The organism is Gilliamella sp. GillExp13, assembly GCF_001690815.1.
Classification (GTDB): Bacteria; Pseudomonadota; Gammaproteobacteria; order Enterobacterales; family Orbaceae; genus Gilliamella; species Gilliamella bombi.
Genome location: NZ_LZHJ01000004.1, coordinates 1 through 14,492, shown reverse-complemented (window position 1 = coordinate 14,492; position 14,492 = coordinate 1). Strand labels below are relative to the sequence as shown.

13 protein-coding genes and 1 tRNA gene are annotated in these 14,492 nt (G+C 33.8%); 7 read left to right on the top strand and 7 right to left on the bottom strand.

All coding sequences use genetic code 11. From position 1 onward, the window contains the following. Positions 1-645: 645 nt before the first annotated feature. The 4 genes from trmL to thiI all read right to left on the bottom strand — a co-directional run bounded on the left by trmL (position 646) and on the right by thiI (position 4,851). The gene (trmL, locus tag A9G37_RS00575; protein WP_244178553.1) at positions 646-1,131 is read right to left on the bottom strand and encodes a tRNA (uridine(34)/cytosine(34)/5-carboxymethylaminomethyluridine(34)-2'-O)-methyltransferase TrmL; all 486 of its coding nucleotides are present in this window, start codon (positions 1,129-1,131) and stop codon (positions 646-648) included. 19 nt (positions 1,132-1,150) lie between these two features. Continuing rightward, positions 1,151-2,533, bottom strand: coding sequence for an envelope stress sensor histidine kinase CpxA (gene cpxA, locus A9G37_RS00570; RefSeq protein ID WP_065574311.1), 1,383 nt, complete (start codon positions 2,531-2,533; stop codon positions 1,151-1,153). A gap of 28 nt (positions 2,534-2,561) precedes the next feature. Beyond that, positions 2,562-3,284 (bottom strand): response regulator, encoded by a 723-nt coding sequence (locus A9G37_RS00565; protein WP_065574310.1) that lies wholly within the window; start codon positions 3,282-3,284, stop codon positions 2,562-2,564. A 118-nt stretch (positions 3,285-3,402) separates the two neighbouring features. Continuing rightward, positions 3,403-4,851: a tRNA uracil 4-sulfurtransferase ThiI gene (gene thiI / locus A9G37_RS00560; protein ID WP_065574309.1), complete on the bottom strand. Its 1,449-nt coding sequence runs from the start codon at positions 4,849-4,851 to the stop codon at positions 3,403-3,405. A 988-nt stretch (positions 4,852-5,839) separates the two neighbouring features. Between thiI and A9G37_RS00555 the strand changes: the two genes are divergently transcribed. From A9G37_RS00555 to A9G37_RS00535, 5 genes are all read left to right on the top strand, one after another. Beyond that, complete coding sequence (locus A9G37_RS00555) at positions 5,840-6,793, top strand: hypothetical protein (protein WP_065574308.1); 954 nt, start codon at positions 5,840-5,842, stop codon at positions 6,791-6,793. 52 nt (positions 6,794-6,845) lie between these two features. Beyond that, positions 6,846-7,136: a hypothetical protein gene (locus tag A9G37_RS00550; protein WP_065574307.1), complete on the top strand. Its 291-nt coding sequence runs from the start codon at positions 6,846-6,848 to the stop codon at positions 7,134-7,136. Positions 7,137-7,342: 206 nt separating this feature from the next. After that, positions 7,343-7,717 carry a preprotein translocase subunit SecG gene (gene secG / locus A9G37_RS00545; RefSeq protein WP_065574306.1) on the top strand — a complete coding sequence of 125 codons (375 nt, stop codon included), beginning with the start codon at positions 7,343-7,345 and terminating at the stop codon, positions 7,715-7,717. Between the two features lie 7 nt (positions 7,718-7,724). Next, positions 7,725-7,810: transfer RNA gene (locus tag A9G37_RS00540), tRNA-Leu, on the top strand. A 185-nt stretch (positions 7,811-7,995) separates the two neighbouring features. Continuing rightward, positions 7,996-9,246, top strand: a complete 1,251-nt coding sequence (locus A9G37_RS00535; RefSeq protein ID WP_034882780.1) for an integrase domain-containing protein — start codon at positions 7,996-7,998, stop codon at positions 9,244-9,246. Positions 9,247-10,170: 924 nt separating this feature from the next. Here the strand turns inward: A9G37_RS00535 and A9G37_RS00530 are convergent. Continuing rightward, a complete protein-coding gene (locus A9G37_RS00530) occupies positions 10,171-11,385 on the bottom strand; it encodes a pyridoxal phosphate-dependent aminotransferase (protein WP_065574305.1) in 1,215 nt (404 codons plus the stop codon). Between the two features lie 140 nt (positions 11,386-11,525). On the opposite strand from A9G37_RS00530, the gene A9G37_RS00525 reads away from it, so the two are divergent. Both A9G37_RS00525 and A9G37_RS00520 read left to right on the top strand, forming a co-directional pair. Further along, positions 11,526-11,795: an ACT domain-containing protein gene (locus A9G37_RS00525; RefSeq protein ID WP_034914900.1), complete on the top strand. Its 270-nt coding sequence runs from the start codon at positions 11,526-11,528 to the stop codon at positions 11,793-11,795. 35 nt (positions 11,796-11,830) lie between these two features. Continuing rightward, positions 11,831-13,186, top strand: a complete 1,356-nt coding sequence (locus A9G37_RS00520; RefSeq protein ID WP_065574304.1) for a PFL family protein — start codon at positions 11,831-11,833, stop codon at positions 13,184-13,186. Between the two features lie 745 nt (positions 13,187-13,931). On the opposite strand, the gene A9G37_RS00515 is transcribed toward A9G37_RS00520, so the two are convergent. After that, complete coding sequence (locus A9G37_RS00515; protein ID WP_065574303.1) at positions 13,932-14,135, bottom strand: primase-like DNA-binding domain-containing protein; 204 nt, start codon at positions 14,133-14,135, stop codon at positions 13,932-13,934. A gap of 23 nt (positions 14,136-14,158) precedes the next feature. Next, on the bottom strand, positions 14,159-14,492 hold a 334-nt coding region (locus A9G37_RS00510; protein ID WP_065623264.1), incomplete at its 5' end, for an IS3 family transposase.

The window sequence follows — 14,492 nt, the reverse complement described above, 5'->3', positions numbered from 1 at the left end:
AATGATAATGAATTACAGCTCAAATGTCAAGTAAATCAATTATTTACTTTAATTTTTATGTTTGTTTGATTGTTTAATAATCTATTCCTTTAGAGAGTTAAAGTATAACCATTTTAAAAAAACTTGACTAGTTTTTTTTATGCAATTTTTTAATTAGCATATGGTGTTAGGTTTTGTAAGTCTTAACTTTTGTGGAAATAATAAATATTGGTGATAACTTCTAAACCAAGGAATTAGTGAGTTACCTAACAACCGACGCTTTAGCTGCAAAATGTGCTCAATTTATATCCTCATCCCCCATGGCTCTCACCTCGACAAAGCTATCTTAACTTTGCCTTGATGTTCAAATTTGTGTTCCATACAAAGCACAAACTTGCAAATATTCCCGTTTGACACACTAACCTCACTTAGTTATTGGCACATTCTAAGCGTCATGAAAATGAACATATAAACCTTACCATGTTATAAGATGTATTCACCCCACTAAATCTTCCGGGTAGACAATTGATTTTATTTAATTTTTATTTTTATTGAACCTAGATTACACCATGAAGTGCAATTCTTCTTAACTCCTTAGAATAAAAATCGGCAGGGCTTTTAAACTTATGCCGTTTTCTTGGGCGTGTGTTCAATAGATATTGAATTTTATTTTGCACCCATATAATTTAACTGACGCCATGATTCATAAACCACAACGGCAACAGAATTAGATAAATTCATACTACGGCTAGTGGCGAGCATGGGAATGCGGATCTTTTTCTCTTGTGGTAGTGCATCAAGTATGTTTTTTGGTAAGCCTCGGGTTTCTGGCCCAAACATTAAGAAGTCATTTTGCTGGTAATCGACTTCACTGTGTGGTTTTTGTCCTTTTGTGGTTAAAGCATAAACTTGTGTTGATAGGTCTATTTGATTGGCATCTAAAAAATGGTTGAGATTTTTATAGCGTTTTACATCAACAAATTCTTGATAATCAAGCCCAGCTCGTCTTAATTTTTTGTCATCCCAGAAAAAACCCATAGGTTCAATAATATGTAAATTGAAACCAGTGTTAGCACAAAGACGGATAATATTTCCTGTATTAGCAGGAATTTCGGGTTCAAATAAAACGATGTTTAAGGCTGAATTTGACACAACTTTTCTCATTTATTATTTATTGATGTTTATGAATTGGCAATATTATCACAATTCTAAGACCACCAAGATGACTTTTTTCTGCTTTTACAGTACCGTGATCACGTATGATAGCGTTAGCTACAATAGCGAGCCCTAATCCCGTTCCGCCAGATTCCCGATCTCGAGCCTCGCTTGTACGATAAAAAGGTCTAAAAATTTGTTCTAGTTCACTTTCAGCAACCCCTGGGCCATCATCATCAATTGTAATTGTTAGCTTTTGTTGTTGTGCTACAAAATTGATATCGATCTGTTTATTCGAATAGCGAAATGCATTGCGTATAACATTTTCAAGTGCGCTACATAAAGCAATTGGATAGCATAATATGGTATGGTTGGTTGGAAAATTTGTCACGGTTAACTTTTTGCCTATTTGTTCTGCTTCAAAAGCGGCATTATCAAGCACCTGTTTAAATAGAATATTAATTTTATTAAATTCACGAATTTCATTATTGTCATATTGTTGCCTTGCCAATGACAATAAATCACCAATCATAGAATCTAATTTTATCGCTTCATTATTAATACGTATAACTTCACTGCTTTCACCTTGTTTGCGTCGCAATAGAGATGTGGTAAGTTGCAAACGAGTCAAGGGAGTGCGTAATTCATGAGAAATATCTGAAAACAAACGCTGCTGTACTTCTTGCATCCGTTTAAGCTCTCTTAACATATGGTTAAAACTAGCACCCGTCGCTTTATATTCAGATGATCCCGTTTGTTCTAGCTCAGGCCACTCTTGTAAATTTCCTTTCGCAACCTGATCTGCTGCTTTTTTTAGCCCTCGAGCAGGTTTTGCAATACTCCAAGATAGCCATAGTAAAAAAGGAGAACTTGCTAGCATGGTCAAAGTTAATAGTAAAAGAGGATGATCAAATATAAAGTTGACTAATTGAGATTGAATATCTGTAGTTTGTTGTAGAACATATAATTGATATTCAGCATTAGCATAATGAATGAGAAAAGGTCCTATAATTTCTTGAGAATCATAAATTTTTTTTGCAGGATCTTTGACATCATGGGATTTTTCACTAAAGTTTTTGATTAAATCAATATTTTTTGTTTCAGCGGTAATGATTTGTTCATTAGGGGTAACAATAAATAAAAATTGACCTGGTTTTTGATGACTATCCATAACAACAATAAAACGCATCCACCACCGAAAACTATCTTTTGGTACATTAATAAGATCATTTTCAATCTGATGCGCAAGCATATTACCAGCTTCTTTATCTTTGTTTGCTAAGTAGGTTAGGTTTCGAGCATCAAGACTCGGCAAAACCATTATTAACATTAGAAAAAAAGCTATGGTTAATAAAAATATTGTGAAAATTCTTATTGTTAGTTTATCAAAAAGCCACATACCATATTATCTGATATTAATTATAAAGTTATTCATATAACAAATCGTCATTTCGATCAATTACAAATAAGTAACCTTTTGAACGTAATGTTTTAATCCATGGTAAACCATCACTCCTAGGCGGTAGTTTTTTCCGTAATCTAGATACATGTACATCAATTGAGCGAGCAAATGGAGTTAAATCTTTACCCAAAACAAATTCGCTTAGTTTTTCGCGTGTAATTATCTTTCCCGAATTTTCTAGAAAGGTAAGCAACACTTGAAACTCAGTACCCGTTAAATCTATATACTTGTTATCAAAAAAAGCAGATCCCTGTTTTCGATTTACATTAAGTTTATCAATTGTATATTTAATTGGTTGTTCAGCTTCATCGTTTGCTACATTATCCCAATGCGCTCTACGCAAAAGTGCATTGATTCGGGCAATAAGCTCTCTATCATTAAATGGTTTTAGAATGTAATCATCAGCACCAAGCTCAAGCCCAATAACTTTATCATATTCATTATCTTTAGCCGTTAAAAAAATAACAGGTACCGTAAATTTACCTCTAAGTTGAGATAAGAATTTAAGTCCATTCATTTCAGGCATCATAATATCAAGTAAAATAAGATCTATCGTACTATCAAACTTTTCTAAAGCTTGAATACCATTATTCGCTGTTTCAACAAGAAATCCTTCTAACTCAAGAAGTTCTCGTAATAATAAAGTAATTTCTGGATCATCATCAACTACAAGTAATTTACTGCTCATTACAATCCTCTTTATTTCATTCATTCTTGATATTAATTTTTATACCAAATATAGTTTTATCCAAAAATTTACTATATATGTAAAAATCACGAACAATATAGTAAATTATTGTTAATTTTTATATAGAAAATATTTTTACATTATTATAGCCTTGGTCAATTAAATAAAGCGCTTGCAACTTACTCATGACTCCACGATCGCAATATAGTAAATATTGCTTCGATTGATCTAAATTCCCAAATTGCGTTGCTAACTTATAAAATGGAATATGCTTAACTTCAATATCACTTAATATAAGAGGGTTATCTTCCTGATCTTCTAAAGATCGAATATCAATAACCACGTGATTGGTACTCAGAGTTGTGACAGTTTCAACATGAGCAATTTTGGTATCAGTTTGTTTTGCTATTTCACGAATATCAATATTTTCAGCCTCGGCAACTGCTTTATCCAAAATAGTGAAATCAAAATTCATTTCTTCTGCTTCAATTTTTTCTTTCACGGCTTTAACCGTTGGGCTTTTAGATATTACGCCACAAAATTCTGGCATTGTTTTAGCTATATCTTCAGTACCAATTTGACGCGCAATATTGATAATGGTTTCTTTATCGTGTGTGATTAAAGGACGTAAAATTAATGTATCACTAGCATTATCAATTAAACGTAAATTGGTAAGTGTTTGGCTTGATACTTGCCCCAATGCTTCTCCAGTAACGAGAGCTTCCACTTTATAACGTTGCGCAATTTTTGATGCCGCACGAATCATCATCCGTTTTAGAATAACTCCCATTTGCCCATCATCAATTTTTTCAAGAATCTCACCAACAACATCCGAAAAATCAATAGCAATAAAACGCACTTTATGTGAGCTACCAAAACGCTCCCATAGGTAATGGGCCATTTGTTTAACGCCAATTTCGTGAGTTTTTCCACCAAGATTAAAGAAACAATAATGCACTCGGCTTCCGCGTCGCATTAGCATATAACTTGATACGCCAGAATCAAAACCACCCGATATAAGCGAAAGAACATCTTCTTGTGTACCAGTTGGAAAACCGCCAATGCCAGCATGTCGACCTTTTACCAGTAGTAACTTGTCTTTGTCGATTTCAAGATGAACGGTGATTTCTGGATGAGTTAATTTAACCTTAGCCGAAGACACATGTTGATTAAGTCCACCACCAACATAACGTTCAACATCAATTGAAGTAAATTCATGTTTACCTCGACGCTTCACGCGTACACAAAACGTTTTGTTTTCAATTAATGGAGCATAATAATCCAATGCTTTTTCAAAAATATCATGCATATCAACAAAAGTGATTTCATCAACGGCTAAAATATGATGTATACCGGGGATCCGCGTTAATAACTCAAGTATCTTAGCTTCACTATTTTCAACTTTTGGACGAACTTCAATAAAATCCCAATGACGAATAACCGCAACATCTTCAATATGATGCTTTAAAATATTACGAATGTTACTTGTTAGTATTTTAATAAATCGTAAACGAACAGAATCACTTTTGATGGTAATTTCGGGAAAGAGCTTAACAATAAATTTCATAAATACAATTTGTCATAATACAAATGGCGATATTATACCGTTTTTTTAGATAGAAACGTACCATTGATTATCACAACTAACTTGTAATACTTATAGACACATTATGTTTGACACTAAATAAGCCAAAAAATTATCATAGAGCGTTACTTAAACGTTATGGAACGTTAATTTCGTGCAATAATCTTAGTATTTTGAAGTTTATAGATTTTGTTTTCTCTACTACTTTACATCATAACAATATTATGAAGTTAGTTATCAATAATTGTAATAACGAAATTAATGGCTATGGTATTAACCTTCAAAAGGAAACTAGTTAAAAATGTTTTATCTGAGTTAGCTGATTCCACATGGCAAAACCGTAATCATCTTCATATTGTGTATATCACAAGTATCCTCTATATCGACTAAATTGATTGTTTATAACGATTAACAAGATAACAACTGATTGTTATAAACGATATGATAAGGCATAATATATTTCTAATAATAATGATTAAATTTTATCCAAAAATAATTTAATGAGTTAAAATGGTTAAACTTGATAATAGAGAATGTAATTGTGTAGAATTAAATTCTTACTTATTGGAATTGCAGATCTTATTAGTCTAATAGAGGTTTATAAAATATATATTATTTAGATGTATTGGTTCTTTCAATAAGAATAAACTTACGAAAGTTGATAACAATATTTTACGTTTAAATAGAAAGAAATTAATACCGTTATTGCTATGTTAGCATGTTGTATGATGTGACTAAAAAGGTAAAAGAGGCTTATGATTAATACAATAGATCAACAATTCTCTAACAATTCAAAATTTTTAAAACAATAAAATAAATCAATGGGAATAATTTAGGATGGAAAAAATTTATAAGCAACTAAAAATAACACTTTTCAAAGAAATCTTGTATTCAATTATTTTATTTATTTATTTATTTTTTTCTACTTCCATTTTCAGCTACCCTATCGGCAACAACGGCAGGAACAATTATGGGAAATGCGCCTCTTTTTATTTCGGCTTCTTCTGAAAATAATTTAGGTTTTACCGTTAAAGATACTTTTTATAGTGAACAATTAAAAAATATCCCTAAATCGTTTGATAAAAACCTTACATTAAATGACTTTATCATCAAAACACCAACTGATTTTAAATTTTCTCCCACTCTGAATTACTATGATGAAGATGGAGACAGAGGTAAGACTTCCGATAAAGGAGCTTTTTCTATTGGTGCAATTACCTTTAAATGGTTTGATAATGCAGGACAAGAAATTTCAAAATCTCAATATGGAAAGGTAATTGGTTGTGGCAGTGGGTTTCAGATGCCGCTTAAATTAGTTATTACTCTTTCTGATATACAAGTCCATTCTGAATATGGTGTTCCTAAAGACAGCGAATTATATAATTTAACCAAAATTTATCAAATTAATACTGATTCGACGATCTGTTTTGCAAAACCTAATCAAATGATAGTCAATAATAATCAAACTTGGGGAAGTCCTTATCATTTTACACAAAATGGTAAAACAGATTGTGTACTTGTAGGTTATGGTAATGTAGAAGACTCTTTCATTGATCCGAACCGAGGATATAAAGGCTGGAATAAAATTGGTACTGAATATAGAGATTCGATTTGTGGTGGAGGTTACGATCATAATGTTTTTGACCCTCTCAATGGATTTTATGCATCTGCCTATCCGAAGTTTCCAACAACAGGGTTTTCTGGTGCTCAGTTTCAATTAATTATGACTGGTGCCCAAACAGATTGGGATTATTCTGTGAATACAACACCGGTAGGTAGTGTGACAGTAGATAATGATGGCATGGTTTATCTCAACCATAAACCTAATGGCGCAGTAACGGTATCAGCAAAATTTAAATCAGATAATAGCATAATACATAGTTACACATTCAATCCAACCAAAACATGGAGTATACACATATGAACAAGCAACGCAAGTATGTCATGGCGAAGCAAACATACCTACTCGAGCTGAAATGTCAAATTCTCCTAATGCTTCAGATTCATGGAAAATAGTACCACTAACTCGGGATCTGTTTACACGAACAATCAACCAAGGGGTATTAAGTGAATGGGGAATGACAACTTTCCCAAATTACCCTAAGTCCAATTGGTTCACAGGAGAACAATGGTTTTTTTCATCTGATGAGTTTCCACTAACAAATCAATACCCAGGACGTTCTAACCGATATGCTATTGACGCTTGGATTGGGCAAGTTGAAGTATGGGGGAAAGAACAAAAATTACACGCTGTATGTAAAGAATAATTACTTTATTTAAACTAAAAGAAATTAATGCAGTCAATAATCATGGCGCTTATTTTAGTTTAGACATTAACAATCTCTGATTGACTAAAAAATTTTTTTAAACAGACTAACAATTTATGAAATTTTACTTGCTTGTTGGTCTGTCTTTCGCTAATATTTCGCACCAATAGATTCTGTTATATAACATATAAAGTTGACAGGTTGAAATGTACGAATTTTTAATTATAAGCTATCTAGTTATTGCGATCGTAATAGTTGCATTAGTTTTAATACAACGAGGTAAAGGTGCTGACATGGGTTCATCTTTTGGTTCTGGCGCATCAGCGACTTTATTTGGCTCTTCAGGTAGTGGAAATTTTTTGACTCGTGCTACCACTTTATTAGGTATTTTGTTTTTTGTAATAAGCATTTTACTTTCAAATTTAGGTAGCAAACCACGAATAGCTTCATCTAGTGAATTTGAGAATATTGAAGATACTGTACCAGTAACAACACAGCTGAATGAAGGTAATACCGCACCTGCAACAGCTCCAATTACTCAACCTGTACAGCAAAATTCAACTTCAGATATACCTGAATAACAACGGCGCCGTGGTGGTGAAATTGGTAGACACGCTATCTTGAGGGGGTAGTGCTCTAAGAGCATGCGGGTTCAAGTCCCGCCCACGGCACCAAATCAATAAACAGTAACATTCTTTTAAACCCTACAAAGTACACCAAACCCAGTAATAACAAGCCTTAAAGTCTATTTTATTGCCCATTAAGTATCAGTAAGGTACATTTACAACCAAAAATAATGGGGGGTATATTTGGGGGTATAATTAAATACCCTATTATTGCGTACCCCCAAAGGTGAAAAATGGCTGTAAAAACTACTCCCTTAACTGACACACAAATAAAAGCATTAAAAGCCACTAGTAAGGATAAAAAGTATTTTGATGGTGGAGGTCTTTTTTTGTTAGTTAAACCGACAGGGGTTAAATTATGGCGATTTAAATATAAAAAGCCAATATCACATAAAGAGACATTATTATCTTTCGGTAAATACCCAGAAACATCGCTACAACAAGCGCGAAAACAACGAGATGAAGCGCGAGAATTAATAAAGCAAGGGATAGATCCACAACATCACAAAGCGGAACAAGAACAACGTAAGCAAGAAGCTTGTAATAATACCTTTTACGCTATGGCTGAGAAATGGTTCAAATTCAAAACAGAACAAGGTTTAGAAGAACAAACGCTCAAAAAGGCTTGGCGTTCATTAGAAAATCATGTTTTCCCTTATATAAAAGATATTCCAATAAACCAAGTAACAGCTATCAAAGCGATTAACGCATTACAACCATTAAATAACAATAATAAATACGAAACAGTAAAAAGAGTTTGCCGGCGAATTAATGAAATAATGTATTATGCTGTCAATATGGGAATTATCGATAATAACCCTCTAGCCAAAATCACCGACGTATTTAATAGCCCGAAAGTAAAAAATCAGCCAACTATTCCCCCTACTGAGTTACCGCAGTTCATGCAAGCTTTAGCTATGGCAAAGATTGAATTACAAACTAGATGCGTGATTGAATGGCAGTTATTAACATTAACGCGACCAAGTGAAGCCGTTGGGGCTAAGTGGGAAGAAATTAATCTAGATAAAAAATTATGGAGTATTCCTGCCGAACGCATGAAAATGGATAGACCACACAATATACCTTTATCACCGCAAGCAATAAAAATACTTGAGATAATGAAATCTATTAATCATAAAAGTGAGTTTGTTTTCCCAACAGCAAGACCGCCTTATAACAAGCCAATGAGTAGCCAAACCGCTAACATGGCAATAAAGCGCATGGGATACAAAGATAAGTTAGTTGCGCATGGATTAAGAGCTTTAGCTAGTACCGCTTTAAACGAACAAGGCTTTAATTATGATGTCATTGAAAGCGCGTTATCGCATGTAGATAAAAACGCAGTAAGGCGAGCCTACAACAAAGCAGAATATGAACATCAAAAGCGTATTATGCTTGACTGGTGGGGTGACTTTGTCGAGCAAGCAAGCCAAGGAAATGTCTCACTATCAGGTAACCGCAATTTAAAGCTAGTTAATCATTAACCATATCGCGCTATTCATACCGTGCCCCATATTTGGGTTACGATAAAACCGTAACTCAAATTTGAGTTACTCACTTCAATAACTTCATATTAAACCACTCCTCATATCTGAGGGGTGCTTTTTCAAATGTCATCCTTTACCTATGCCAATGATTAGGTTGTTTTTATACTTACCTCCCCATAATCTTAAACTTTTAATATAAAGTGTTCACTACTATTCACCAATCTAATATTAATTTATATATATCAATATATTATATACTTATTATATATATTTTTTGGTGTTCACTAGTATTCACTACTGTTCACTACTATACACATTATTAAAATAATCTTGATCCTGTAATTAACCAATTGAAATATAAATATATTTAGATAGCGTTATTTTTCTATTAAAATAAAATAATTATTAATCATAATGTTAGTTTAGGGTGATTTTTAGGTTGATCCAGGGCGGAATTAAAAGGCTAAATGCTTTATGGTGATTTCCACCATGCAGGTATTACATTTGCAATCTGCTAAAAAGCCAGCAGGTTTATTACATTGGTTTGAGTTACGCAACTATAGCTATTTATGATTCCCCATTTAGTAATAGCAGTCAAAAAAATTATTTCAATTCGCGGTTTTGCATAAAAAGGAGGTTGGGTGGTTTTAAACGTGTAGAGTTATAGAAATTTGCTACCCCCTCCTATTGACTGGACTAATTTTGGACACGTTAAAAAGCAATCTAATAATTTGCCTTATTGGATTATAATAACCTTATTATTAGTAATGGTATGGAGTACAGAAGTCAAGTTTCAAACAGGAAGATAAGCCGTGTTTTAAAACAATAAAAAGACAATATTAAATGTGGTTTTATAAATCTATTTTTGACTGGACGATTGAAATTTCCCCAGCGGAGGCTGGGGATTAATGAATAAGTGATTTATTGCTTATAGGAAGATAGAAAATGGGCAAATCTTCCAATAGCATCTTCAAGTTGGCCAGAGTGAGGCAAAGCAACAATTCTAACGTGATCAGGTTTATGCCAATTAAAGCCGGTTCCTTGTACAAGTAATACTTTTTCTTGTAACAAAAAGTCTAATACTAATTTTTGATCGTTATGGATGTTGAATTTTTTCTGATCTAATTTTGGAAATAGATACAAGGCACCTTGTGGTTTAGTACATGAAACCCCTGGGATTTCATTAAGTAAACGCCATGCTAACATACACTGATCATATAAGCGACCTCCAGGAACAATAAATTCATTGATGCTTTGGTACCCTCCTAGCGCTCCTTGAATAGCATGTTGTAATGGCACATTGGCACATAAACGCATTGAAGCTAGCATATTTAAGCCTTCAATATAGCCTTTTACATGGTTTTTGGGGCCACAAAGCGCCATCCAGCCTTGCCTAAAACCAGCAACTCGATAAGTTTTTGATAAGCCACACATAGTAATAACAAATAAATCGGGTGCTAACGCGGCAACTGAATAATGCACGGCATCATCGTATAAAATCTTATCGTAAATTTCATCAGCGAAGATGATTAGATTATTTTGACGAGCGATTTCAGCGATCTCAAGTAATACTTCTTTACTATAAACAGCACCTGTTGGGTTGTTAGGATTAATAATTACTATTCCTTTAGTGTTTGGAGTTATTTTCCGTTTAATATCTTCAATATCAGGTGACCAATTTGATTCTTCATCGCAAAGATAGTGCACAGCGCTACCTCCAGACAAACTAATAGCTGCTGTCCATAATGGGTAATCAGGCATAGGTACGAGTATTTCATCTCCACTATTTAGTAAGGCCTGCATGGATTGAACGATTAATTCTGATACACCATTACCGATGTAAATATCTTCAACATCTAAACTATTAATTCCGCGAGCTTGATAATACTGCATGATTGCTTTACGAGCAGAATAAAGGCCTTTAGAATCGGAATATCCTTGTGAGGAAGGTAAGTTTCTAATCACATCAATTAATAATTCGTCAGGCGCAGCAAAACCGAACGGCGCTGGGTTTCCAATATTGAGTTTCAGGATAGTTTGACCTTCTTCTTCCAGTCGTTTTGCATGCTCTAGAATTGGACCACGGATATCGTAACAAACATGATCCAATTTTGTGGATTTTGAGAAATTTACCATAAGTTGCTCTTTTTAGTTCTTGTGTTGATATTTTTACTGAAAAAAACAATCTACTCCTATTTCGATAATTTTTGAAGATGCTATTATAGTTAGCTCAATAAATATTATTTAATTGTCTATTTTTTGTGCGGGAGAGTGTTATGAAAACCATTTTAACGGTAATTGGTAAAGATCAAACAGGTATTATTGCTGGTATTAGCCAAAAGTTATATGAATTAAATATTAATATTTTAGATGTCAGCCAAACTATCATGGATGAGTATTTTACGATGATTATGTTACTTGACCTATCTAAAATTAATGTATCATTTGATGAAGTAAAAACTGTGTTGATGCAAACAGGTCAAAATCTAAAAGTTAAAGTCAATCTTCAAAGAGAAGAAATTTTTGATGCTATGCATCGTTTATAATATTAATTCTATATTTTAATAAAAGGATAATACTAATGGAAACAAAACAGATCCTCGAAACCATTAAAATGATTGAGGAAGAAAAACTTGATATCCGCACAATAACCATGGGTATTTCTCTTCTTGATTGTATAGATAGTGATGGTGAAAAAGCACGCCAAAAGATTTATAACAAAATTACACGTCTGGCAAAAGATCTTGTTAAAGTAGGTGATCAGATTACTTCAGAATTTGGTATTCCAATAATCAATAAACGTATTTCTGTTACGCCAATATCTTTAATTGCCGGTGCTAGTGATGATAAAGATTATGTAGCGTTTGCTAAAACTTTGGATGAAGCGGCCAAAGCAGTTAATGTTAACTTTATTGGTGGATTTTCAGCACTGGTACAAAAAGGTTACCATAAAGGTGATGAAATTTTAATTAAATCAATTCCACAAGCACTTGCACAAACTGAACGAGTTTGCTCTTCGGTAAATGTTGGCTCTACACAAACTGGGATCAACATGGATGCAGTAAAGCAAATGGGAAATGTCATCAAAGAAGCCGCGCAATTAACAGCTGATAATAGTAGCATGGCCTGCGCTAAGTTAGTAGTGTTTGCTAATGCTGTTGAAGATAATCCATTTATGGCAGGTGCCTTTCATGGCGTAGGTGAAGCTGATTGCGTCATTAACATTGGTGTCAGTGGTCCTGGTGTAGTTAAGCGAGCACTTGAAAAAGTCAAAGGTCAGCCATTTGATGTTGTAGCTGAGACTATCAAAAAAACTGCATTTAAAATTACTCGTATGGGGCAACTGGTCGGTAAAGAAGCTTCTGAACGTTTAGGCGTTAAATTTGGTATTGTCGATTTATCGTTAGCTCCAACCCCAGCAATTGGTGATTCGGTTGCACACATTTTAGAAGAAATGGGATTAGAAGCAGTTGGTACACACGGTACAACTGCAGCACTAGCTATGCTAAACGATGCGGTTAAAAAAGGTGGAGTAATGGCTTGTGGTCATGTTGGCGGATTAAGCGGTGCATTTATCCCTGTTTCGGAAGATGCAGGTATGATTGATGCTGTAAATAACGGTGCACTTAATCTTGAAAAACTAGAAGCAATGACCTGTGTTTGTTCTGTTGGACTGGATATGATTGCAATTCCAGGTGATACGCCAGCTGAAACTATTTCGGCGATCATTGCAGATGAGGCTGCAATAGGGGTGATTAACAACAAAACAACAGCTGTGCGAATTATTCCAGCAGTGGGCTTAAACGTAGGAGATAACATTGAATTTGGTGGCTTACTCGGCCATGCTCCCGTTATGTCAGTAAACAAATTTAGTTCATGTGATTTTATTAATCGAGGTGGAAGAATTCCTGCTCCAATTCATTCATTTAAAAACTAATATATTTATTTTAAATGAATATTTTCCCTTACTCCGTCTACAGCAAGGTAGGCGGATTATCGCTATAAATAATGAATATTCCTTATTTCATGAATTGATGGCTTTTATTCGGATATCTATTATCAAGGCTGCTTTTCTTACCATAATAATTTTAAGCATATAGTATTCATATACTTAAGTATATATCTAAAAAGTGTGGTTGTGAATGTACCTTACTGATACTTAATGGCAATAAAATAGACTTTAAGTCTTGTTATTACTGTGTTTGATGTGCTTTGTAGGGTTTAAAAGAATGTTGCTGATTATTGATTTGGTGCGTGGGCGGGACTTGAAAAGCACTGTTTAAATCATTTTTCATAAAGCATTGTGTTTGTTTCTTCTATTTGCCGTACCCCCATTTGTACCCCCAAAATAAAAACTGACCCCCAATATTAGGTATTTTAATCTTGCCAAATTGAAAGGTTAAAAATTGGTTTTAGAATTTTGACGGTGTAAAAATTTATCTAGGTGAGCGGTGTCCATTAATTATGGTTTAGATTTTTATACCTCCCCCCATAAAAATAAAATTTTATAAAAAAGTGTTCACGGTGTTCACTACTTGCTTGAAGCCTTATTCTAAAAGGGTTTGAGAGGTGAACACTTAATGATTTACTATTCACAAGTGTACACTTTAGGTATTCACTCAATAAAAAACCGCCAATTAGGGCGGTCTCTATTTTATATTTTAGTAGCTCAATTTGAGCCACTAGTTAGGCTCTTCGGCTTTAGGTAGCCAGTCTTGACTCGTATTGATATTAAGCTCTACGTTGGTTCTCATCCCTTTATTTGCTCTTTTACGCATGTAGTCTTTACCGTTTTCTTTCATTGCATAATTAAGCGATGTGCCAAACTGCGTTAGTGATAGCGGATTGTTTAAACCTGTATTGCGGATGTATTGGTATGTCCACACTTTTTAGTACCAAAAAGATAAGGTCATCGATTTCTTTTGTATTCAATCGGCGACTGGTAATTTAATGTTGAATGAAGTCGATTATAATTAAACCAATCCACATAGTGATTAAATTCCAATTTAAGTTGCGCCAGTGAATCAAAAATAGTATTTGACACAAATTCTGTTTTCACTGCTTTGAATGTGCTTTCTGCAATTGCGTTATCATAGGGGCAGCCTTTGCGACTTAAAGACCGTTTAATTCCAAATGCTGTTAAACATTCATCAATCAAATGATTATCAAACTCTTTTCCTCTATCAGAATGAAACAACTCAATCGTCTGTAAGTTCATTGGAATTTGACTCATAGCTTGCATG

What these genes read in the sequence shown, in the direction of transcription:
- cpxA (WP_065574311.1), bottom strand. Translation starts at nt 2,533, where the DNA reads ATGTGGCTTTTTGATAAACTAACAATAAGAATTTTCACAATATTTTTA.
- A9G37_RS00565 (WP_065574310.1), bottom strand. Translation starts at nt 3,284, where the DNA reads ATGAGCAGTAAATTACTTGTAGTTGATGATGATCCAGAAATTACTTTA.
- thiI (WP_065574309.1), bottom strand. Translation starts at nt 4,851, where the DNA reads ATGAAATTTATTGTTAAGCTCTTTCCCGAAATTACCATCAAAAGTGAT.
- A9G37_RS00555 (WP_065574308.1), top strand. Translation starts at nt 5,840, where the DNA reads ATGGGAAATGCGCCTCTTTTTATTTCGGCTTCTTCTGAAAATAATTTA.
- A9G37_RS00550 (WP_065574307.1), top strand. Translation starts at nt 6,846, where the DNA reads ATGTCAAATTCTCCTAATGCTTCAGATTCATGGAAAATAGTACCACTA.
- secG (WP_065574306.1), top strand. Translation starts at nt 7,343, where the DNA reads ATGTACGAATTTTTAATTATAAGCTATCTAGTTATTGCGATCGTAATA.
- A9G37_RS00535 (WP_034882780.1), top strand. Translation starts at nt 7,996, where the DNA reads ATGGCTGTAAAAACTACTCCCTTAACTGACACACAAATAAAAGCATTA.
- A9G37_RS00530 (WP_065574305.1), bottom strand. Translation starts at nt 11,385, where the DNA reads ATGGTAAATTTCTCAAAATCCACAAAATTGGATCATGTTTGTTACGAT.
- A9G37_RS00525 (WP_034914900.1), top strand. Translation starts at nt 11,526, where the DNA reads ATGAAAACCATTTTAACGGTAATTGGTAAAGATCAAACAGGTATTATT.
- A9G37_RS00520 (WP_065574304.1), top strand. Translation starts at nt 11,831, where the DNA reads ATGGAAACAAAACAGATCCTCGAAACCATTAAAATGATTGAGGAAGAA.